This is a genomic window from Pseudoalteromonas sp. SG43-3 (genome assembly GCF_014164385.1).
GTDB classification, from domain to species: domain Bacteria; phylum Pseudomonadota; class Gammaproteobacteria; order Enterobacterales; family Alteromonadaceae; genus Pseudoalteromonas; species Pseudoalteromonas distincta.
On record NZ_JACJFC010000006.1, the window covers coordinates 111,267 to 133,481 of the forward strand.

The window sequence follows — 22,215 nt, forward strand, 5'->3', positions numbered from 1 at the left end:
AAAAAGGCCGCATTTTAAATGCGGCCTTTTAGTCTATTTTGAGCGTGCGTGTTATTAACCTTTAACAGCCGCTTTAACAGCCGCTTTAATTGCATCAATTGCAGTGTCAATATCAATCATTAGCTTTTCACCGGTGCGGCGGTTTTTAAGCTCAACTTTATTCTCGTCAAGGTTACGCTCACCAATCACCAGCGTAAATGGTACACCAATTAGCTCCATGTCATTAAACATAACACCAGGGCGCTCTTTACGGTCATCAAATAACACATCAAGACCTGCATCTTTTAAACCTTGGTAAAGGTTATTTGCAATATCAGGAATACGATGCGATTTGTGCATGTTCATTGGAACAATCGCTAAATCGAATGGCGCGATTGATTTTGGCCAAATGATCCCGTATTGATCGTTGTTTTGTTCAATAGCAGCTGCAACAATACGTGAAACACCAATACCGTAACAACCCATGGTCATGGTTTGGTTTTTACCACCTTCGTTTAATACTCCCGCTTTCATCGCTTCTGAGTATTTAGTGCCAAGTTGGAATATATGACCTACTTCAATACCGCGTTTTATTTGTAAAACGCCTTGGCCACATGGGCTCATATCGCCTTCAACAATATTACGAATATCAGCAACTTCGTAATCAGTTACGTCACGATCCCAGTTAATACCGCTAAAGTGCTCGTCGTCTTTATTAGCACCGGCAACAAAATCAGCAAGGATATTAGCGGCTCTATCAACAATTATAGGCATAGATAAGCCCACAGGGCCTAATGAGCCGGGTTTTGCACCAATAGCAGCAACAATATCTGCCTCTGTTGCCATTTCAAGTGGGGAGTCTACTAATGGGTGCTTTTCAGCTTTTAATTCATTTAAATCATGATCGCCACGAAGTACAAGCGCCACTAAACCACGTGCATCGTTTTCATCAGGTGCACCGTAAACAATTAAGGTTTTAACACCGCGATGAGGTTTTACACCGTAGTGCTTTTTAAGCTCATTAATTGTTTTAGCGTCAGGAGTAGGGAATGCTTTTAACTCTTTACTTGCTTCTGGGCGTGGATCGTTTGGCGCTAGTGCTTCTGCTTTTTCAATATTAGCTGCGTAATCACTGCCATCACTAAATGCAATTGCATCTTCGCCCGACTCAGCAAGTACATGAAACTCGTGAGATAAGCTACCACCAATAGACCCAGTATCAGCAAGTACAGGGCGGTAATCAAGGCCTAAACGCTCAAAAATGTTACAGTATGCTTTGTGCATCGCTTGATAAGTCGCATCTAAACACTCTTCACTTAAGTGAAAAGAGTAGGCATCTTTCATTGTAAATTCACGAGCTCGCATAACACCAAAGCGAGGGCGACGTTCGTCGCGTACTTTAGTTTGTACTTGATATAAAGTAACAGGTAACTGCTTGTAGCTGCTTATTTCTTTACGTACGAAATCAGTTATTACTTCTTCGTGTGTTGGACCAAGTGCAAACGTACGGTTATGACGGTCTGTGAAGCGCATAAGCTCAGGACCAAATTCATTCCAACGGCCAGACTCTTCCCACAAATCAGCGGGTTGAATAACAGGCATTAGCATTTCAATAGCACCTGCTTTGTCCATCTCTTCACGTACAATGTTTTCTACTTTACGTAGCACACGTAAACCAGAGGGTAACCAAGTGTATAAACCCGAAGCGACGCGACGGATCATACCGGCTCTAAGCATTAACTGATGCGATACGATTTCAGCATCTGATGGCGTTTCTTTAAGTGTTGCGAGTATATATTGGCTTGTACGCATGTTTTTTCCGAAATAGAGTAATTATGTTCTTTTAATAGAGCTTAAGTTTAACAGCGGATGCTTTTACACTAAAGCGCTAAGTGAGTTATTTAGTTTTTTTCTATGATTGTTACTACGTTATGCTCGCCATTGACTTGCCAGCGAATATTATAATTGTACAAAGTCATACCATAGCTTTGCTCGCCGTCTTTTTGTTTTTTATAGGCAGGGCGGGGATCTTGTTTTAAAACATTAGCTATAAAATCATGTAAATCTGGGTATTGTGTTTGCGCATTAACAAACTCAATTGCCTGAGGGCTAAATTCAACCGTCATTTGTGTTTCTGGGCGTGTATCTGCAAAGCCAGCACTGGCGTCAAGCATTGCATCTGAATAGGGTAAGTACGGTTTAATATCGATAATGGGGGTGCCATCAAGTAAATCAATGCCAGCGAGTAATAAACTAAGTTGTCCGTTTTTATATTCAATACCTTCAAGTTTTACTGCGCTCATACCAATCGCGTTTGGTCTAAATGTAGCGCGGGTAGCAAATACACCTTTTCGCTCATTCCCACCTAAACGAGGTGGGCGAACCATAGCAGAATAACCTTTATCGGCCGTTTCATGAAAACGAAATAACAACCAAATATGAGTAAATTCATCTAAACCACGTACAAACTCTTCGCGATTAAAATCAGGTGCAAAAATAAGTTTTGCCTTGGCTTGTGGCACTAAACGAGGCTGCCTAGGTATTGCAAACTTTTGTTTATAAGGAGATTCAATGTGGCCAATAGCCGAAATGGTATAATCGCTCATAGTACTCGGGTACAAATAAAATAGAGCGCTATTCTACCTGCATTTAGTATTTATGGCATTAGTGTAAGTAAGTTTATTGCTTATAGACCAAGCGGTTTAAAATCACTTATTAGACTGAGTGGTTTATATTTTGTATTAATATATTTAAAAAGGACCTAAAACAAAAAAGGGCAAGCTCATAAGCTTACCCCTCTGATACATGTTAAAGATTAATTAAAACATGTATTGAACTGATACAGACGCTACATCCATGTCTGGATCAATATCGTCATCAAGTTTGTAGCGTTCGTACTCTAAACGAAACTGTACATTTGTTGTAAGTGCGTATTCAATACCCGCACCGTAAAATGCATCACCACCATCTGTAGACGCTGTTACGCCACCTACTGGTAAATCTTGTGTGTAATCTGCATCCCACTCAAGCCAACCGCCTTTTGCATATACAGAAAAGCTCTCTGTTATTGGGTAGCCCAAACGTGCGGCAAGCGATACGCCATCAATTTCAGCTTTACTGTCTATATCACTTACTTCATCAAAGTTTTGATAAGCAAGTTCTAAGCTTAGGTATTCGTTAAACTGAGTACCAATATAGCCTTTAAGCATTTGTGCATCGTCGTCAAAGTCAGTGTCGTTGTCACTGTCTTCAAATTCAAAAGAATATTGACCGTAACCGATACCAGTATAAATACGTGGAGAATCGAAATCAGAAATGTCAGCGTGTGCTGCAGAGTTAAAACCCAGTGTTGCTAGTGCAATAGCTGAAAGAGAAAGTGTTTTAATCATTGAATAGCTCCTTTACAAAAAATAATCAAATGCTTGATTTCATTAATCAAACTTCAATTATCTACTTGCAGCGAGCGTGCCAATATTAAAATGGATTAAAAACACGCCACAATTAGTTCTTTTGTATTGGTTTTTACATTGTTTAGCGTGTTTTATAATCAAAGTGAACTTTTGTGTAATCGTGTACTCTAAAATAAGTTGTATGTTTTACAAAGTATAATGAGTTTTTTACATAGCCTTACTTTATTCAAATTACTAATTAGACTTCGTGAAGTAAGTTTTCTGTTTCAATTGCTATTTCTTTCATTTTTATAGCGTAATTTTCTAATTTAATGTCTTCATCGGTCACTGCTTTAAACGAAGGCACTTCTATTGGGTAGCCCGTTTCATCCATTGCAATAAAGCTGATAACACAATGGTTTGTTTCAACCATATTTTGCGTTTTTGGATCGCCACACCTAACTTGAATAAATATTTGCATGCTACTTCTACCCGTATGGGCAATTTTAGCTTCTACTTCGACTATTTGACCCACTAAAATAGGGCGTCTAAATTTAACACCCGCAACCGAAACAGTTACGCAGTAATGACCACTCCAACCTGCAGCGCACGCATAACCTGCTTGGTCAATCCACTTCATGACGGCCCCACCATGAACTTTACCACCAAAATTCACATCAGTAGGCTCTGCTAAAAAACGAAAAATAACTTTTGACGACGGCATAAATAACACTCTTATTATTAAAACTACTATTAGCATAACGTAAAAAAGGGGCCGAAGCCCCTGCAATTTAGGATATGTTTATAATTTATATGTAAAAAACGTAGTTATATAGCTATACAGCGCATAATTTAGTTACATATTAGGATAATTTGGCCCACCCGCACCTTCAGGTGTTACCCATGTAATATTTTGGCTTGGGTCTTTAATATCGCAGGTTTTACAGTGCACACAGTTTTGGGCATTTATAACAAACTCTTTATTGCCTGCAATTTCTTGTACTTCGTAAACGCCTGCAGGGCAATAACGTTGTGCGGGTTCATCAAATTTAACTAAATTTACGTTAATAGGAATTGACGCATCTTTAAGCTTTAAATGACAAGGCTGTGATTCTTCGTGGTTAGTATTTGATAAAAACACACTTGAGAGTTTATCAAAGCTAAGGTCTCCATCTGGTTTTGGGTATGCAATTTTGTCAGCGGCGTTAGCATCAACAAGGGTAGAGTGATCGGGCGTATTATCTTTAAGCGTAAAGGGTAAACCGCCATTAAAAATGTTTTGATCAAGCGTATTGTACGCACCACCTAAAAATTTACCGAGCTTGTGCATAGCAGGGCCAAAGTTACGAGATTGATATAGCTCTTTATATGCCCACGATTGCTCAAACGCAGTTTGATAATGAGTTAAATCGGTATTTGCTAACTCATTTTGCAATGCTTCAAAAATAACTTCAGCAGCAATCATTCCCGATTTCATTGCAGTGTGATTACCTTTAATTTTTGCAAAATTAAGAGTGCCTGCATCACACCCTACAAGTAAACCACCAGCAAAATGCATTTTTGGTAATGAATGCAAGCCACCTTTAGCAATAGCACGCGCACCGTAAGCAATACGTTCAGCGCCTTCAAGTACGTTTTTAAATACAGGATGGTGCTTCATTCGCTGAAACTCATCAAACGGGCTCAAATGTGGGTTTGAGTAATTTAAATCAACAATTAAACCAACAACAACTTGATTTTTTTCACTGTGATACATAAATGCACCACCATTAGTATCGCTGCTAAGTGGCCAACCTGTACCATGAACTACCTTGCCAAGCTCATGTTTACTTTCATCTATTTGCCAGATTTCTTTAAAGCCTAAACCGTAATGCTGCGGCGATGAATCTGCATCAAGTGCAAACTCATTGATTAGTTGTTTACCTAAATGACCTCGGCAACCTTCGGCAAAAATAGTGTATTTTGCACGAAGCTCCATGCCTGGCATGTAACCGTCTTTTTTATTACCATCTTTGTCTACACCCATATCGCCAGTAATAATGCCTTTTACTGCTTCATCTTCAATTATTAAAGAGTGTGCGCTAAATCCTGGAAATATCTCTACGCCTAAGCTTTCAGCTTGCTCTGCAAGCCATCGACATACATTGCCCATAGATACAATGAAGTTACCATCATTATGAAATGTTTTTGGTGTAGCAAAGTGGGGGATTGATGTCGCTTTTTGCTCGTTATTAAACCAATAAATTTCATCATTAGTTACTTTGGTTGTAACCGGTGCGCCAAGCTCTTGCCAATTAGGTAGTAGTTCATCCAAAGCTCTGGTTTCAAAAACAGCACCAGAGAGTACATGTGCACCTACTTCAGAACCTTTTTCGACTACGCAAATCATGCACTCTTGTTGTTTTTCTTGTGCTAATTGCGCGAGTTTAATTGCACTTGAAAGCCCAGCAGGGCCTGCACCAACAATTACTACATCAAATTCCATGGTTTCACGTTCGACCATAATAACCTCTTTATCTATGACGGACTTATTTGAATGTTTACTACGCATTTAAATAAGGTGTACAGCCTATTTATAACTTTGCAAATTAAACGTTACAGACTGTGAATAGTTAAAGGTTATTTTAGGTTGACGTTTACGTCAACAGGAAGTAGTCTAATTTCATAAAATAAATAGGTTGACGTGCACGTTACCTTGTAGGTTTAAATAATTATGGAGTTCCTATGAAAGTTCTCGTACCAATAAAAAGAGTGATTGATTACAACGTAAAAGCACGCGTTAAAAGTGATAACAGCGACGTTGATTTAACCAACGTTAAAATGGCAATGAACCCGTTTTGTGAGATTGCTATAGAAGAAGCAATTCGCCTTAAAGAAGCCGGTACCGCCACTGAAGTGGTTGCCGTAACTATTGGTCCAAAAGCATCACAAGAACAATTACGCACAGCATTAGCATTGGGCGCTGACAAAGCCATTCACATCGAAACCGATGAAAAGCTCGAGTCACTTCATATTGCAAAACTACTCGCTAAAATTGTAGAGCAAGAAACGCCTGAACTTGTCATTTTAGGTAAGCAGTCAATTGACTCAGATAATAATCAAACAGGTCAAATGCTTGCTGCATTAACTAATCGCGGGCAGGGCACATTTGCATCAAAAGTTGCTATTGAAAATGGCAAAGTAAACGTAACTCGCGAAGTTGATGGCGGGCTGCAAACGGTAGCACTTAATTTACCGGCGGTTGTTACAACTGATTTACGCTTAAATGAGCCTCGCTATGCATCACTGCCAAATATTATGAAAGCCAAACGTAAGCCGCTTGAAGTAATAGCAGCAGATTCGCTTGGTGTTGATTTAACACCGCGTATGCAATTAATAAGTGTTGAAGAGCCAGCTAAACGCACCGCAGGAATTATTGTAGAAGACGTTGCACAGCTTGTAGAAAAATTAAAAACAGAGGCAAAGGTGATTTAAATGAAAACACTCGTAATTGCAGAGCACGACAACGGTGCCTTAAAACCAGAAACCTCAAAAACTATTAACGCTGCAGTAAAAATGGGCTTTCCTATTGATGTACTAATAGCAGGTAACAACTTAAGCGCAATGAGCTCACAAGTTGCAAGCATTGATGGCATAGCTAATGTTTTAGTTGCCGATAATAGCGTTTATGAACATCAGTTAGCTGAGAACATGAGCGATTTAGTTTTATCACTTAGCGACACCTACAGCCACATTGTTGCAAGTGCTACTACAACGGGCAAAAACTTTATGCCACGTGTTGCTGCGCTATTAGATGTTGCGCAAATTTCTGAAATTATCGCAGTAGTGGACGCCGATACATTTAAACGTCCAATTTATGCAGGTAATGCAATCGCCACGGTTAAATCACTCGACAGTAAAAAAGTAATTACCGTGCGTGCCAGTAGCTTTGATTTACAAGGTGAGCAATCAGCTGTTGCTATAACAAGTATTGATACAGTATCAGATTCGCAATTAAGCAGCTTTGTAAGTGTAGAGCAAACCGAATCAGAACGCCCTGAGCTTACAGCAGCTAGTGTGGTCATATCGGGTGGTCGCGGTATGCAAAACGGCGAAAACTTTGCATTACTTAATGGTATTGCCGATAAACTAGGTGCAGCTATTGGTGCATCGCGTGCAGCAGTTGATGCAGGCTTTGTACCTAACGACATGCAAGTAGGGCAAACAGGTAAAATTGTAGCGCCTAATTTATACATTGCAGTAGGTATTAGCGGTGCTATTCAGCATTTAGCGGGTATGAAAGACTCAAAAGTAATCGTCGCGATTAATAAAGACCCTGACGCACCTATTTTTCAAGTTGCAGATTACGGTTTAGTGGCAGATTTATTTGAAGTACTGCCACAGTTAGAGAGTGCTTTATAGTCTTTAACTAAACAAACTTATTCTGGTTGAAAGCCGTGGTGCTCTTTGAGTGCTGCGGCTTTTTTATTCGGTAGATTAAAGACACAAAAAAACCAGCCTATTGGCTGGTTTTTAGTATTTATATACATCTTACTAAATATTAGTAAGTTGCGCTGCCTTTAGTACGAGGGAAGGCAATAACGTCACGTACGTTGCCCATACCTGTTACATAAGCAACTAAGCGTTCAAAGCCTAAACCAAAGCCTGAGTGCGGCACGCTACCGTATTTACGTAAATCGCGGTACCAGCTGTAATCTTCTTTGTTTAAGCCCATTTCTTCTAAGCGTGCATCAAGTACATCAAGGCGTTCCTCACGTTGTGAACCGCCAATGATCTCACCAATACCAGGTGCTACAACGTCCATTGCGGCAACAGTTTTACCGTCTTCGTTTTGGCGCATGTAAAATGCTTTAATGTCACGAGGGTAGTTTTTAATAACTACCGGTGCTTTAAAGTGCTCTTCAGCTAAGTAACGCTCGTGCTCAGACTGTAAATCTACACCCCATTCAACAGCGTACTCAAACTTTTTGCCACAGTTTTTAAGGATTTCTACAGCGTCTGTGTAGTCAACTTGTGCAAAGTCTTTATCTACAAACTCTTCTAAACGCGTAATTGCGGTTTTTTCTACACGTTGTGCAAAAAATTCCATATCATCACGGCGCTCTTCAAGTACGGCTTTAAACACATACTTAAGCATGTTTTCAGCAAGTTTTGCTATGTCTTCTAAATCAGCAAACGCTACTTCAGGTTCTACCATCCAAAATTCTGCAAGGTGGCGAGATGTATTTGAATTCTCTGCGCGGAATGTAGGGCCAAATGTATAAATTTTTGACATTGCAGACGCGTAAGTTTCGCCATTTAACTGACCAGATACAGTAAGGAATGCTTCTTTACCGAAGAAATCTTCGCTGTAATCAACATCGCCTTTATCTGTAAGTGGTAAGTTTTGCATATCTAGCGTTGATACACGGAACATCTCACCCGCGCCTTCACAGTCACTTGCCGTAATGATTGGCGTGCTGATCCAGTAAAAGCCTTGCTCGTGGTAAAAACGGTGAATAGCTTGTGCTAAACAGTTACGTACACGAGTTACCGCGCCAATCATATTTGTACGAGGGCGAAGGTGAGCGTGCTCACGTAAGTACTCAATGCTGTGGCGCTTTGCCGACATTGGGTATGAATCTGGGTTTTCTACCCAACCTAACACAGTCACTGAGTTAGCTTGAATTTCGTAAGATTGACCTTGGCCAGCAGATTGAACTAAAACACCAGTAACCGACACAGAACAACCGGCTGTTAAGCTAGTAACTTCATCATAATTATTCAGTGAATTAGGAACTACCGCTTGAATAGGATCAAAACACGAACCGTCATGAACGGCTAAAAATGAAATTCCTGCTTTTGAATCGCGGCGAGTACGGATCCAGCCTTTAATTGTTACTTGGCTGTCTACCGCAACATTGCCTTTTAATAGCTCTGAAATCGCTAAATGGCTCATCTTCACTCCAATGATATAAGTTGCCTAACTATTTTATTTTAACTGTGCGCAACACGCGGGCATAAATTGCACATAAACGGCGCTGCACTTGAACCCTGTATCTTACCTAGTAAAGTTAAATAAAAAAACTATTGTGGGCAACTCTTTAAAAGTTTTTATGCATGCGGTTTATTTTTAAACAGTTTTTAGAGTTTAATTGCCACTATTATGATTTGTTGCTCTGAAATTTAATGATTTTGTGGCATTATTAACATCCAAACTAAATTAATATTTATTCACCCTTAAAAAATCGATGCTATGAAACAAGTTTTTATTTTACGAGGACTACCAGGAAGTGGTAAGTCTTACTACGCGCAAAGCCTTGCTGACGAATTAGGTGGAGCCGACGAAAGTCAGTATCTAATTTGCTCAACTGATGATTACTTTAATAATGAGCAGGGCGAATATCATTTCGATAAATTTAAGTTACCACAATTTCATAATTTAAATTTGGCGCGCTTTATAAATGCACTTGCTCAAGGCATTCCATTGGTGATTGTAGATAACACCAATATTAAAAAATGGGAATTTATAGCTTACTCTCAAGCTGCCGTTGCTTTAGGTTATCAAGTAAAAGAAGTGATAGTGGGTGAAGTAAAAGACAAAGCTATGCAGCACCTATACGCTAAACGAAACTCACATAATGTGCCGCTAAAAACAATAAGTAAAATGGCCTACATGTTTGAGTGGTAATGACTTAGAGATTAGATAAGGCTTTTATATCGCATTGTGTAATGGCATCTAAATGAGCAGTGATTTTTTCATTGCTCCAATCCCACCAAGCTATATCTAGCAGCGTATTTATTGTTTTATCGTCAAATCTGGTTTTTATCACTTTAGCGGGATTTCCACCTACAATGCTATAAGCAGGTACATCGCAGGTAACAACTGATTTACTGGCAATAATAGCGCCGCTGCCAATTTTTACCCCGGGCATAATTGTAGCGTTATAACCAATCCAAACATCATGACCAATTTCTGTATTGCCTTTAAAGGGTAAATCATTTGATTTTGGTACAAATTTTTCCCAGCCATTACCAAATATAAAAAATGGATAAGTAGAAAATCCAGAAGTTTGATGGTTAGCGCCATTCATTATAAAAGTAACGTCTTTAGCTATCGCACAAAACTTACCTATGATCAGACGATCCCCAATAAAATCGAAATGGTAAAGCACATTTTTTTCAAAATTCTCAGGGCCATCAGGATCGTCATAATATGTATAATCGCCTACTTCAATATTGATAGAAGTAATATAGTTTTTTAAAAAACCTACTTGAGGAAAACCTTCCATTGGTGAAGGATTATTGGGGTTTGGTCCGTTCATGGGGTTTCCTCTTAACTTTGAGTTAGGTATAGATATTAATCTATAGATTTATAAACGGCTAGTGGGTGCGATGTGCTTAGTGATACATGCACTTCGTCGCCTGGGTTTACCACAACTTCATGGCTTACTCGGCTAGTTACAACCGTAGAGCACGCAAGTTTTACAGCGCACAAGCGGCTGCCACCTTCAAATCGTACCCAAATTACTTCGCCGTTATTGCCAACACTGCTTTGTACAAGTAACACATCGTCTGGTCGAAGTAGTACATCAACGTCGCCACTTTCACAGTCAACGCCATGAGCTGGCGCATTACCAATTGAGGTAGTGGCTTGTCCTTGGCTAAATTGGCCGCTAATAAAGCTGGCTTCACCTAAAAAACGTGCTACAAAGCGATTGTTTGGGGTACTAAAGCAGCGCTCGGGTGTATCGATTTGCTGAATTTTACCGCCTTTAAGCACACCAACACGATCGCCAACTGAGAGTGCTTCTTCTTGGTCATGTGTTACCCAAATCGCCGGTACGCCAGCGGCTTTAAGTGCGTTTCTAATATCCCAACGAAGCATGTCTTTAAGAGCGGCATCTAAGTTTGAAAGCGGCTCATCAAGTAATACAAAGTCAGGTTGGTGGGCAAGGGTACGCGCAAGTGCAACGCGCTGCTTTTGTCCGCCAGAAAGCGTTGCTGGTTTTTTGTCTCTAAAATCGCTCAACCCAAGTAGGTTTATCCAATACTCAGCAGGGGCTGTATCTTTTAATCTAAAGCAAATGTTTTGCTGTACGGTTAAGTGCGGAAATAACGCAAAATCTTGAAATACCATGCCTACACTGCGTTTTTCAGGAGGTATTGTTAATTTGGGTGTAGCGCGCCATTTACCTGTGTTTATTTCGCCTTCGCTAATAGGTATAAGGCCAGCAAGGGCTTGTAAAATTGTACTTTTACCACAACCTGTTGGCCCTACAAGCATAAGGATTTCGTTTTCACCCAGCGAAAAGTTTAAATCGCTTACTACGCGGTTACTGCCATAATCTATAGACAACTGACTTACAGATAGCATTGTTTCTTAAATCCTTAATGTTCAAACTGGTTGCGTTTTTCGCCAGACATCATAATAGCTAACCCGCAGGCAGATATCACTACTAACAATAACCCTGGAATCGCGGCGCGACCAAAATAGCCCGCTTCGTATACACGCCATAAATATGTAGAGAGGGTTTCAAACCCTGTTGGGCCAAGTAGTAGCGTGGCTTCTAGTTCGCGCATTGACTCTAAAAACACCAGTGCTGCACCGGCAATAATACCGCGCATAGTTAAAGGTAGTGTTATGCGAGTAAATACTTCACGTGGGCTTGCCCCTAATACGCGCGCAGACTTTACTAAGCTTGGATCTAAGTGTTCGGTGCTTGTTCTAACAGAGCCTACAGCAAGTGGTAAAAATCGCAGCATATAAGCAATAATAAGCAATCCCAGTGTTTGATATAAAAACGGCAACTGCAAACCACCGTAAACAAGCGCTGTGCCCATTACTATACCCGGAATACCAAAACCAAAGTAAGTAACACGCTCCATTATACGACCCGCTTTTCCACTCAGTGCAGCATGTGCAACGGGGATCGCAACGATAACGGCTACAATTGCCGCAATACCCGATGCATACGTAGAGTTCCACGCAATATTAAAATCAAATGAGCTAAAACCATCGCGAGCTAACCAAAGCGAAAATATAGCCAAAGGCAAGCCAATAGCAAGCAGTAAAACAGGTGCAAACGTAACAAACATGGCACTTAATTGTACTTTACTTGGAAATAAAATTAACGGGCGACCATGGCGCTCAGGTGCTGTTTTTATTTGTGATTCAACTAAAAGTAAAAAACCAACAATAACCATCAGCTGAAGTGAAAGCATTGCAGCGCGCCCTAACGCAAAGGCGTTGTATTCAACATAAATTACGCGGGTAAAGGTATCTAGGCGCATCATTGCGGGCGTACCAAAGTCTGATAACGTATAAAGCGCGACTAACAAAGAGCCTGCTGCAATACCGTTAACTACGCGCGGTAATATAACTTTAAATATACTTTGCGTCATCGACATGCCCAGCGTTCGTGCGGCATTAACCATGCTTGCATCAAGGCTCAGTAGGGATGAGCGAGTTGTCATCATTACAAACGGGAAGGTATAAAGCGTCATTACAATGGCGGCACCTGTTAGGCCATACATTGATGGTGTTTCTATTCCTGTTAAGGTATTTATTTCGCCACCGGGGCCAAAAGCAGCATAAAGTGTAAATGCGCCAATATAACTGGGAATTGCCAGTGGGGCTGCAAATACAACCAGCCAGAGCTTTTTAAATGGTAAATGCACATACGCGCTAATAAACGCCAGTGGCACACCAATTAAAATAGACCCAAGTACCGTTAAACCCATTAACGATAAGGTGTTACCTAAAATTTGCAGGTTGTGGGTGTCAAACACTGAGCTCGCATCGCTTGCAAGCACAATTAATACATAAACAGGGGTAAGCGCAACAAGCGCTGCAAGCAGCGCCATTGGATAAGAGGCAGGTATTTTCATTACAATACGCCGCTGCTTCGCATCAAATCTATAGTAGGGCGTAAATCAGCTAGCTGTGTTAAATCTACTTTAGGTGGAGAAATATTAGCAAGTGACGGTAAACCCTCAGGTTGGGTAATACCATTTACTAACGGAATTTCGTACGCTTCACTGGCTAAGTAACCTTGTACTTCTTTACTTAGTAAGTAACGCATAAAGTTAGTTGCAAGCGGATCGTCGTTAAGCGCTAATACACCCGATGCATTAACTAAACAGCCCGCATCATTTTGTGTAAATGCTAAATCTAGCTTGGCATTAGGTTTACCTGATTTTAAACGCAAAGTGTAATAGTGATTAGCAAAACCAATATCAACTTCACCGCGTTCAACGCCCATAACAACACCTAGCTCGCCGGCGTATGTTTTAGCACGTTTTTGAATCTTTTTAAGCCACTTAGCGGTTTTGTCATCGCCTTCTAAGATTCGCATTGCGGTTACAAACGATTGAAAAGAAGCGTAGGCGGGCGCCCAGCCAATACTTAAATCGCTGTCGGCAATTTCCATAATACTTGTTGGAATTTGATCTTTAGTCAAACGCGACGTGTTATATGGCAATGTACGAATACGGCCAGTTACAGGTGCCCACTCTTTATATCTAAATTGTGGTTGTAACTGAGCAGATAAATCACCTGGGATAGGTTGTGCAAGGCCAGCATCGGTTACTAAACCAATTGCGCCTGAATCAACTGCCCAAAATAAATCAGCGCGGCGAACGCCAGCTTTAGCTTCTGCAACAATGGTATTTGCTAAAGCAGCAGTAGGACCTCGGCGTATACCGAGTTTAAAGTCTGGATTTTTTTTCTGGATTGCTTGTAATACGTTTTCATACAAACCACCTTCGCCTCGGCCTAAATAAAGCGTTAACTCGCCTTTGAGCTTTGGTAAATCGTCAACAGAAACAGGGTTTGCTATATCAGCGGCTAGCGCACGAGAAAGAGGCAGTGGCAATGAGCCAACCACCCCTAACGCAGCTAGGCCTTGAATAAAGGTCCTACGCTTCACTTAAAATACATCCTTACGTGCTTTTTCGGCTTTTTCTATTAAAACCTTAGCGCGGTCTAATTTTGTTTGCATATCACTGATCACATCGCGTACTTCGTCTACGCTTTTGCTGTTTTTAATGGCTTGTGGCAGTGTTACGTTAAAGTCTTTTTCCAGCACTTCAACTAGTTTTGCATCTTGTTCAATAAGTGTACCTTCAACGCCTTCAAACAGGTGCAGATAAGTATCGTGAACAATTTCAGTTGCTTCGTCTCGTAAACGCTCAGCAAATTTTGCTACTACACGGTCTAATTTGTGCTTAATTTCATCAATTGTGGCACTTTGTGTCATTTGAGTTGTAGCGGTTGCTTTTACAGTGTCTAACAAGCCTTTTTGCTGGAATTTTGCAGCAAGCTTAACAGCCCCAAGGCCTTGCCACAAGGCTATGTTCATCGCTTTTTGCTGTTTACGAACTTCCTCAGCAGGCTCTTTATTATCAATGGCCATTTTTACGCCATAAAGACCCTGCCAAATAGAAGCGTATACTGGTACAAAGTTAGTTTCTATTGCGCTGTGAAACTTAACTGATTCCCAATATTCAATTAAATCATCAGTTTTTACAGATTTTGCGCCTTTAGTATCGTAGTCGCTTACCATGGTATCAACTTTGCCTACCATCCATTCTACTTCTTCTGCGTAACTTTTAAGGTTAGCTTGAAGATGATTAACATGCTCGCCAATAGGGCCGTTAGCTAATACTGGTTGAGCCATAAACGCCGAGGCTAGTAAAAGGCTTGCACCTAAAGTTTTGGCTGGTTTAAATAGTAATTTCATAGCAAAGAAGTCCAAAAAGGTAATTGTAAATGATAGACATTATCATATAGCTAATGGTTAACGAGATCAATAACTACAAACTCGCTTAATAGATAAAAACACTAAATGTAGCGGTAGGTTACAGCAAATAACGCTATAACCTGTATTAGGATTAGTTATTGAGACCGACTATTAAGCGTAATGCTTGCCTTTAATGGCATTATAAATGGCATCACACAGTGTTTTTATACTTGTGTCGTCACTTATATACGGTGGCATAAGGTAAATTAGTTTACCGAATGGGCGTATCCATACACCTTGCACTACAAAATAAGCCTGAATTTTAGCAACATCAACATTGCCCGCAGCCTCGTTCAGTTCAACAACACCTATTGCTCCTAAGGTACGCACATTGGCAACCGCATCTAGTTCACTGCATTGATTAAGTTGTTGTAGCTGTGTGTTTATTTGCTTTATTCGTTGTTGCCAGTTTTGTTCAAGTAATAAATCAATACTTGCGCAGGCCGCTGCACAGGCAAGCGGATTACCCATAAACGTAGGGCCGTGCATTAAAACACCGGCTTCACCTTCGCTTATGCCAATGGCTATTTTATCGCTAGTGATAGTGGCCGATAGCGTCATTGAACCGCCGGTTAATGCTTTACCAATACACATTATATCGGGTTCTATATTGGCGTGCTCTACAGCAAATAATTTACCTGTACGGCCAAAGCCTGTGGCAATTTCGTCGCAAATTAGCAGTACGTTATATTGGGTGCATAATTTACGCACGCAGGCTAAATAATCAGGGTGATAAAAGTTCATACCACCTGCGTTTTGTACAATAGGCTCAATGATAAAGGCGGCTACTTGGCTGTGGTTTGCTTTAAAGTATTCTTCAAGCTCTTGGGCTTCAGTTTGGTTAAACTCGAACCCAAATTGACTAACCGGTGCAGGCACAAAAACGTGTTCAGGTAAAAAGCCTGAATATAAACTATGCATTGAGTTAACGGGGTCGCATACGCTCATGGCTGCAAAGGTGTCGCCATGGTAGCCCTTGTAAGGCGTCATTAATTTTTGTTTTGTTGTAATGCCTTGGCTTAACCAATATTGCAGCGCCATTTTTATTGCTACTTCAACACTTACCGATCCGCTGTCGGCTAAAAACACTTTAGTTAAACTAGGCGGCGTTATATTTACTATTTTTTTGCACAGCTCTACCGCGCTGTTATGCGTAATACCGCCAAACATAATGTGGCTCATATTATTAATTTGCTCAATCATGGCGTTATTTATAACAGGGTTATTATAGCCATGTATTGCGCTCCACCACGAGGCCATGCCATCGATTAATTGCTCGCCAGTTTCGAGGTGAATAATATTGTGATTAGCATGTGTAACAGGGTATACCGGAATTGGCTTAGTCATCGATGTATATGGGTGCCAAATGTGCTCACGATCAAAATCAAGGTCAATCGCATTCTTTTTAATCATATGTAAACTTTAACTTGGTGGGCTTCGTTGACAATGGTACTTCAACTCGTAGACTAAGCCAATATCACCGCTGAGAAAAAAATAAGAGAGTATTATGGAACTTGCACCTGTTCGTCACGATTGGAACCACGCTGAAGTTAAAGCATTATTTGAAATGCCATTTAACGATTTACTTTTTAAAGCCGCATCGGTTCACCGTGCTAACTTCAACCCAAATGAAGTGCAAATTTCTACGTTGTTATCAATTAAAACAGGCGCTTGCCCAGAAGACTGTAAGTACTGTCCGCAGTCGGGGCATTACCGAACAGATTTAGAACGCGAACGCTTAATAGAAGTAGAAAAAGTAGTAGAGCAAGCACGCCTTGCAAAACAAAAAGGCGCTACCCGTTTTTGTATGGGGGCTGCATGGTCAGATCCAAAAGACAGAGACATGCCATACATTTCGCAAATGGTTAAAGAAGTAAAAGAGCTAGGGTTAGAAACCTGTATGACGCTAGGTAAACTCACAAATGAAAAAGCTCATGAACTTAGAGACGCTGGGCTTGATTACTACAACCATAACCTTGACACGTCACCTGAGTATTACGAGCAAATTATATCAACCCGTACTTTTCAAGATAGATTAAATACCATTGACCACGTACGCGATGCCGGTATGAAAGTATGCTCGGGCGGAATAGTCGGTATGGGTGAGCAAGCAAGCGACCGTTTTGGACTACTTATGCAACTAGCTAATTTGCCACAACAGCCAGAAAGCGTGCCTATTAATATGCTCGTTAAAGTTAAAGGCACTCCGCTTGAAAACGTAGACGATTTAGATCACTTTGAATTTATACGTACCATAGCAACAGCGCGCATTATGATGCCACACAGTTATGTACGTTTATCGGCAGGGCGTAACGCCATGAACGAGCAAATGCAATCGATGTGCTTTTTTGCAGGCGCTAACTCAATATTTTATGGTGATAAACTCCTTACCACCGAAAATCCCGACGCTGATGCCGATATGAACCTAATTAAAAAACTAGGCATGAACCCAGAAAAACGTCACGACTATTCAGACGAAGCAGTTGAAGCCTCGCTTTCATCGCAAGTAGCCGACAAAGCAACCTCTGAATTGTTTTACGAAGCGTAGGCTTATATCAATGCCTTTTGATTTTATAAACACGCATCTGCAGGCTCGCCTGCAAGATGCACTGCTTCGTAAACGCCACGTAGTACAACATGCAACAGCGCGCACCATAACGGTTAATAATAAAACCTACCTTAACTTTGCCAGTAACGACTACTTAGGCTTTGGTGATGAGGCTGTTAAACTTAATGGCTCCCACGCATTAGGGAGTCACAGCTCAGCATTGGTTACCGGTTATCAGGCGCAGCAAAAAGCGCTTGAACAGTACTTATGTGAGCAATTTGGTTATGGCGCAGCAATGCTATTTAACTCAGGGTTTAGCGCTAATAGCAGCGTAATTAAAGCGCTGTTTCAAGATAAAGCGGCTGCGCAAAACAGCGCTATTTTTCAAGATAAGTTAAATCATGCAAGCTTGATTGACGGTGCTATGCACTCAAACGCTGCTTTAGTGCGCTTTAATCACAACGACATGAACCATTTACGTTCAAGGCTCGAAAAATCAAAAGCGCAAAACAAGCTTATTATAAGCGAAGGCGTATTTTCGATGGATGGCGATAGCGCGCCTCTTGAAGAATTACTCGCACTTGCAAAACAGCACAACGCATGGCTAATGATTGACGACGCACACGGCTTTGGTGCATTAGGTAAAACCGGTTTGGGCAGTTGCGAAGTGTTTATTACTCAAACGCTGCCAGATATATTAGTCATTACCTTTGGTAAAGCAGTGGCTAGTAGCGGCGCGTGTGTATTAGGCAGTAAACAGTTTATTGATTATATGCTGCAATTTAATCGCGATTACACCTATTCAACCGCTATGTCGCCGCTTATGGCAAGTCACACACTTGCGCGTATTAAAAGCATAAAAACAGCTGATGATAAACGCGATAAGCTAAATGCCAATATTGCGTTATTTAAGCAACTCGCTAAAACCCATAAGATTGCAGTAATGGAATCAAATACAGCCATACAGCCCATTGTATTAGGTTGTGCTGAGCAAACGTTGCAAGCGGCAGATAAACTTAAACAACAGGGTATTTGGCTCACTGCAATTAGACCGCCCACGGTTGCACATAACACCTCGCGTTTACGCATTACTTTAACCGCCGCACATACCGAGCAAGACATAACGCACTTAGTTAAGTATTTAGTAGGTGCAATAGCATGACTGCTCAGCCAGTATTAAAAACAGACCTAGTGCAAACACAACTTGTAAAACCGTGCCTAGTAAGTAGCGAATTGGATATAGAGATAAACAAGGATTTAAGCAAGGAGCTAAATAAGGAGCTTAAAAAGTCTACACAAAGTAAGTTTTCAAAAGCGGCGGCGAGTTATAACACCCATGCAAATGTACAAAAAAATGCTGCGAGCGATCTATTTTCACTCATAAAACCAAGCTTTAATAAAAATAAGCTTTGTGTTGATTTAGGCGCAGGCCCGCTTGTTAATACACATACCTTACAAAGTATGTTTGCAAGCGTTATTGCCATGGATTTGAGCATAAGCATGCTGCAAAGTAGTAATTTAACCGCACCAAAAATATGCGCCGATATGGATAACTTACCGCTACAAGCAAACAGTGTTGATGTAATTTACAGTAATTTTGCAGTGCAGTGGTCTGCTAATTTTTCGGCTTTAATGCAATCACTTTACAGCATATTAAAACCAGGCGGGCAGGCGTACATAAGCGCTGTGGTAGAGGGCTCACTTAACGAAATAAAAACAGCCTTTGCAGCGCTTGATTCTAACAGCCACATAAATACCTTTAATAGTGAGTTGCATATAAACCAATCAGTCCAAAATGCAGGGTTTACTATTAATAGCGCTAAAAAACGTATTTACACCGATGAATACACAACACCTTTAAAAGCTATTGCCTCAATTAAAGCTATAGGTGCAACTACGCAAAATCATACCAATACGCGCCAAGGGTTACTTACCAAATCGGCGCTACAAAAAGTATGCAGTGCGTATCCGCTTATAAATAGCAAAGCATGTGTGTCTTATCATGTGGTGCTGTTATCATTAGAAAAAAGCCATTACAAAAAAGCGATTAATTGCTAAGTTAAAACTTAAACCAAAGTTAGATGCAGATCATAAGGCAACGCATGAAAGAATTTTTTATAACAGGCACCGACACCGATGCCGGAAAAACCCACGTTACCAGTTTGCTATTAAAATTACTTGCCCAACACAAAAAACAAGCCATTGGCTTTAAACCCCTTGCTGCTGGCTGCGAAATGGCATTCGATCAACTAGTAAACGCCGATGCCCTAATACTAATGGAAAGCGCAACAGTGAGCGCTAAATACGACGTAGTAAATCCGTTTGCGTTTGCACCACCTATTGCGCCGCACATAGCTGCTGAGCAAGTTGGAGTTAGTATTACTATTAATAAACTTAGTGATGCTTATAAAAATGTAAAACAAAAGGGCGCTAATTACATACTTACCGAAGGTGCTGGTGGTTGGGCATTACCTATTAATAAAAACGATTATTTATACGACTGGGTTAAAGCAGAGCAACTGCCGGTAATACTCGTTGTTGGTATGAAACTAGGTTGCTTAAATCATGCGTTACTAACCGCTGCGCATATGCAAAGTATGGGTATAAACTGCGTTGGCTGGATTGCAAACCAAGTAGATAAAAACATGGACGAATACCAAGCAAACCTTGATTCACTTAAAGCACGTTTACCGTTTCCAATACTTGCTATAAGCCCATACAGCGAGCAAACTCCTAAGTTACAAATATACAAAAGCTTGCTTAGTGCGTTATCTATAAACACTTAAGTGGTTTTAAAAAAGTTACTTTTTTAGGTAAATCTTGAAATAGTCAGCCTTAGTACACATATAAACGTTTATAAATACATAGCTTGCTTAAAGACAATGTTACTAAGGACATAACGACTATATGACGCACCCACTTATTGAAAACTACGCCCCAGATGCGCACGTAAGCGCTGAGCCAAAGGCACTAAACTATGGCTTACCAAAAAAACGCGTAGGTATAATTGGTGGAGGCACAGCTGGCGCCACAATAGCCATTAGGCTTGCTGCGTTAGGGTTAGAAACTTATGTGCTTGAAAAGAAAAAGTCGTTAATTGATGGCCCTCCAATGTGCCATTTGCATGCGGGTGGCAACTTATATCGTGAAATACCCGACGAAGACTGCATAGATTTACTCAAGCAATGTATAGATATTGCGCGCCTTTATCCTCACACCATCGATGTTCGCCCCACAGTATTTGCAGTGCCTAAACGTGATGACGACTCACCGGAGGATTTATTTCCGCGTTTAAATAAATTAGTAAAAGCCTACAGCGAGCTTGTTGAGCAAGATAGCGCTAATAAAGTATTAGGCGAGCCAGAGCATTATTATCAGTTATATAGTTATGAGCAAATGCTAAAGCTTGCTAAGCAAAAACAAGTAGCCAAGCCCACGTCGTTAGATGAGTGGATGATACCCGTTGCTAAGCATTTAGATTTAGACAAGCTAAAGTTTCCGCTAATTGTTGCACAAGAATATGGCTGGAATATTTTTCGTTTATCGGCCAGTGCACAACTCGCCCTTGCACAGTACAAACACGCTCACGTTTTAACAAGCACCAGTGTTAAAAATGTATCGCCAGTTATAAATACCAATAATGATAAGCAAACACTTAAGTGGCGCATTGAATATCAATCAGAGCCAAGCCTTGATGAACAACCTGATACTTCAACCAATACACAAGCCGATACACAAACCATTGAGGTAGATTACCTTATTAATGCGTGTGGTTTTCAAACCGGTATTATTGACGACCTCGTTGGGGTAGATGTAAAACGCATGGTTGAATTTAAAGCCTCTTACATTACTCATTGGCAAGGTGCTGGTGGGCAAATACCCGAAATAATTATTTATGGTAACCGTGGTACGCCAGAAGGTATGGCGCAGCTAACCCCTTACCCTAACGGATACTTTCAAATACATGGCATGACAAACAACATTACATTGTTTAATGATGGGTTAGCTGATGCCACGCCAATGAGCGCACAACCTAAACTTCCCAATAAATACCTGCATTATATTAAAGATGGCTGGGACAAAGCAGCATTGCAAACTCGTACCCAAACAGCAATTGATTATGTAGCCGAGTTTGTCCCTGCGTTTAAAACTGCTAATAAACAAAATAATGCCTTGTATGGCGGGCAACAAATCCCAGGGGATGACGACACTTTGCGCGTAGCCGATGTAAGTTTATATTCGCATATTAGTTACGCACGGGCCGAAAATGTAAAAGCATCGTCAACGTTAATAGCGGCAGATCAAATAGTGGGTGAGTTTATAAAATTAGGAATAATAAGTAGCGATCCTTCTGTAAATCATCACCGAAGTACCCACCAATGGTCGTACCTTAAACATAATAGCGGCGACAAAATTGACGAAGTTGCACGCATATTGGCACACGAGCGTGGTTTTCCGATTGATATGGCAGAGCTCAATAACAGCTTGTAATAAGCTGACTTATAAAGAAACTTTA

Annotated in this window: 20 protein-coding genes; 8 read left to right on the plus strand and 12 right to left on the minus strand. The window is 40.7% G+C overall.

Annotated features, from left to right (window positions below; all coding sequences use genetic code 11):
• Positions 1-54 precede the first annotated feature (54 nt).
• The 5 genes from H5157_RS07225 to H5157_RS07245 form a co-directional block, all read right to left on the minus strand.
• Positions 55-1,791 (minus strand): proline--tRNA ligase, encoded by a 1,737-nt coding sequence (locus tag H5157_RS07225; protein WP_182724435.1) that lies wholly within the window; start codon positions 1,789-1,791, stop codon positions 55-57.
• 89 nt (positions 1,792-1,880) lie between these two features.
• On the minus strand, positions 1,881-2,585 hold the full coding sequence (gene tsaA, locus H5157_RS07230) for a tRNA (N6-threonylcarbamoyladenosine(37)-N6)-methyltransferase TrmO (RefSeq protein ID WP_024596821.1): 705 nt from the start codon (positions 2,583-2,585) through the stop codon (positions 1,881-1,883).
• 213 nt (positions 2,586-2,798) lie between these two features.
• The gene (locus H5157_RS07235; protein WP_002961225.1) at positions 2,799-3,368 is read right to left on the minus strand and encodes an outer membrane beta-barrel protein; all 570 of its coding nucleotides are present in this window, start codon (positions 3,366-3,368) and stop codon (positions 2,799-2,801) included.
• 259 nt (positions 3,369-3,627) lie between these two features.
• A complete protein-coding gene (locus H5157_RS07240; RefSeq protein ID WP_002961226.1) occupies positions 3,628-4,092 on the minus strand; it encodes an acyl-CoA thioesterase in 465 nt (154 codons plus the stop codon).
• A 132-nt stretch (positions 4,093-4,224) separates the two neighbouring features.
• Positions 4,225-5,871 (minus strand): electron transfer flavoprotein-ubiquinone oxidoreductase, encoded by a 1,647-nt coding sequence (locus H5157_RS07245; RefSeq protein ID WP_182724436.1) that lies wholly within the window; start codon positions 5,869-5,871, stop codon positions 4,225-4,227.
• Between the two features lie 221 nt (positions 5,872-6,092).
• Here H5157_RS07245 and H5157_RS07250 point away from each other — a divergent pair, with 221 nt between their 5' ends.
• Positions 6,093-6,842, plus strand: a complete 750-nt coding sequence (locus H5157_RS07250) for an electron transfer flavoprotein subunit beta/FixA family protein (RefSeq protein ID WP_182711215.1) — start codon at positions 6,093-6,095, stop codon at positions 6,840-6,842.
• Positions 6,843-7,769, plus strand: coding sequence for an electron transfer flavoprotein subunit alpha/FixB family protein (locus tag H5157_RS07255; protein WP_182692832.1), 927 nt, complete (start codon positions 6,843-6,845; stop codon positions 7,767-7,769).
• Positions 7,770-7,908: 139 nt separating this feature from the next.
• Here H5157_RS07255 and asnS read toward each other — a convergent pair whose 3' ends face one another.
• Positions 7,909-9,306 (minus strand): asparagine--tRNA ligase, encoded by a 1,398-nt coding sequence (asnS, locus tag H5157_RS07260; protein ID WP_002961230.1) that lies wholly within the window; start codon positions 9,304-9,306, stop codon positions 7,909-7,911.
• A gap of 297 nt (positions 9,307-9,603) precedes the next feature.
• Between asnS and H5157_RS07265 the strand changes: the two genes are divergently transcribed.
• Positions 9,604-10,038 carry an ATP-binding protein gene (locus tag H5157_RS07265; protein WP_002961231.1) on the plus strand — a complete coding sequence of 145 codons (435 nt, stop codon included), beginning with the start codon at positions 9,604-9,606 and terminating at the stop codon, positions 10,036-10,038.
• Positions 10,039-10,042: 4 nt separating this feature from the next.
• Here H5157_RS07265 and H5157_RS07270 read toward each other — a convergent pair whose 3' ends face one another.
• From H5157_RS07270 to bioA, 6 genes are all read right to left on the minus strand, one after another.
• Positions 10,043-10,672 carry a Vat family streptogramin A O-acetyltransferase gene (locus tag H5157_RS07270; RefSeq protein WP_182724437.1) on the minus strand — a complete coding sequence of 210 codons (630 nt, stop codon included), beginning with the start codon at positions 10,670-10,672 and terminating at the stop codon, positions 10,043-10,045.
• Between the two features lie 35 nt (positions 10,673-10,707).
• The gene (locus H5157_RS07275; RefSeq protein ID WP_024604310.1) at positions 10,708-11,724 is read right to left on the minus strand and encodes an ABC transporter ATP-binding protein; all 1,017 of its coding nucleotides are present in this window, start codon (positions 11,722-11,724) and stop codon (positions 10,708-10,710) included.
• Positions 11,725-11,738: 14 nt separating this feature from the next.
• Complete coding sequence (locus tag H5157_RS07280) at positions 11,739-13,238, minus strand: iron ABC transporter permease (RefSeq protein WP_024597048.1); 1,500 nt, start codon at positions 13,236-13,238, stop codon at positions 11,739-11,741.
• A complete protein-coding gene (locus H5157_RS07285) occupies positions 13,238-14,278 on the minus strand; it encodes an extracellular solute-binding protein (RefSeq protein ID WP_024606722.1) in 1,041 nt (346 codons plus the stop codon). The genes H5157_RS07280 and H5157_RS07285 overlap by 1 nt, the downstream gene beginning before the upstream one ends.
• Positions 14,279-15,091, minus strand: a complete 813-nt coding sequence (locus H5157_RS07290) for a hypothetical protein (protein ID WP_002961238.1) — start codon at positions 15,089-15,091, stop codon at positions 14,279-14,281. It abuts the gene before it with no gap.
• A 171-nt stretch (positions 15,092-15,262) separates the two neighbouring features.
• Entirely contained in the window at positions 15,263-16,564 is a 1,302-nt protein-coding gene (bioA, locus tag H5157_RS07295; protein ID WP_182724438.1) for an adenosylmethionine--8-amino-7-oxononanoate transaminase, read from the minus strand.
• A 94-nt stretch (positions 16,565-16,658) separates the two neighbouring features.
• Between bioA and bioB the strand changes: the two genes are divergently transcribed.
• The 5 genes from bioB to H5157_RS07320 all read left to right on the plus strand — a co-directional run bounded on the left by bioB (position 16,659) and on the right by H5157_RS07320 (position 22,190).
• Positions 16,659-17,699 carry a biotin synthase BioB gene (gene bioB / locus H5157_RS07300; RefSeq protein ID WP_182724439.1) on the plus strand — a complete coding sequence of 347 codons (1,041 nt, stop codon included), beginning with the start codon at positions 16,659-16,661 and terminating at the stop codon, positions 17,697-17,699.
• Between the two features lie 10 nt (positions 17,700-17,709).
• Positions 17,710-18,861 carry an 8-amino-7-oxononanoate synthase gene (locus H5157_RS07305; protein WP_182724440.1) on the plus strand — a complete coding sequence of 384 codons (1,152 nt, stop codon included), beginning with the start codon at positions 17,710-17,712 and terminating at the stop codon, positions 18,859-18,861.
• Positions 18,858-19,757 (plus strand): methyltransferase domain-containing protein, encoded by a 900-nt coding sequence (locus H5157_RS07310; protein ID WP_182724441.1) that lies wholly within the window; start codon positions 18,858-18,860, stop codon positions 19,755-19,757. Before H5157_RS07305 ends, H5157_RS07310 begins: the two co-directional genes overlap by 4 nt.
• Before the next feature lie 44 nt (positions 19,758-19,801).
• The gene (bioD, locus tag H5157_RS07315; protein ID WP_182724442.1) at positions 19,802-20,485 is read left to right on the plus strand and encodes a dethiobiotin synthase; all 684 of its coding nucleotides are present in this window, start codon (positions 19,802-19,804) and stop codon (positions 20,483-20,485) included.
• A gap of 121 nt (positions 20,486-20,606) precedes the next feature.
• Positions 20,607-22,190: an FAD-dependent oxidoreductase gene (locus H5157_RS07320; RefSeq protein ID WP_182724443.1), complete on the plus strand. Its 1,584-nt coding sequence runs from the start codon at positions 20,607-20,609 to the stop codon at positions 22,188-22,190.
• The last annotated feature ends 25 nt before the right edge of the window (positions 22,191-22,215 follow it).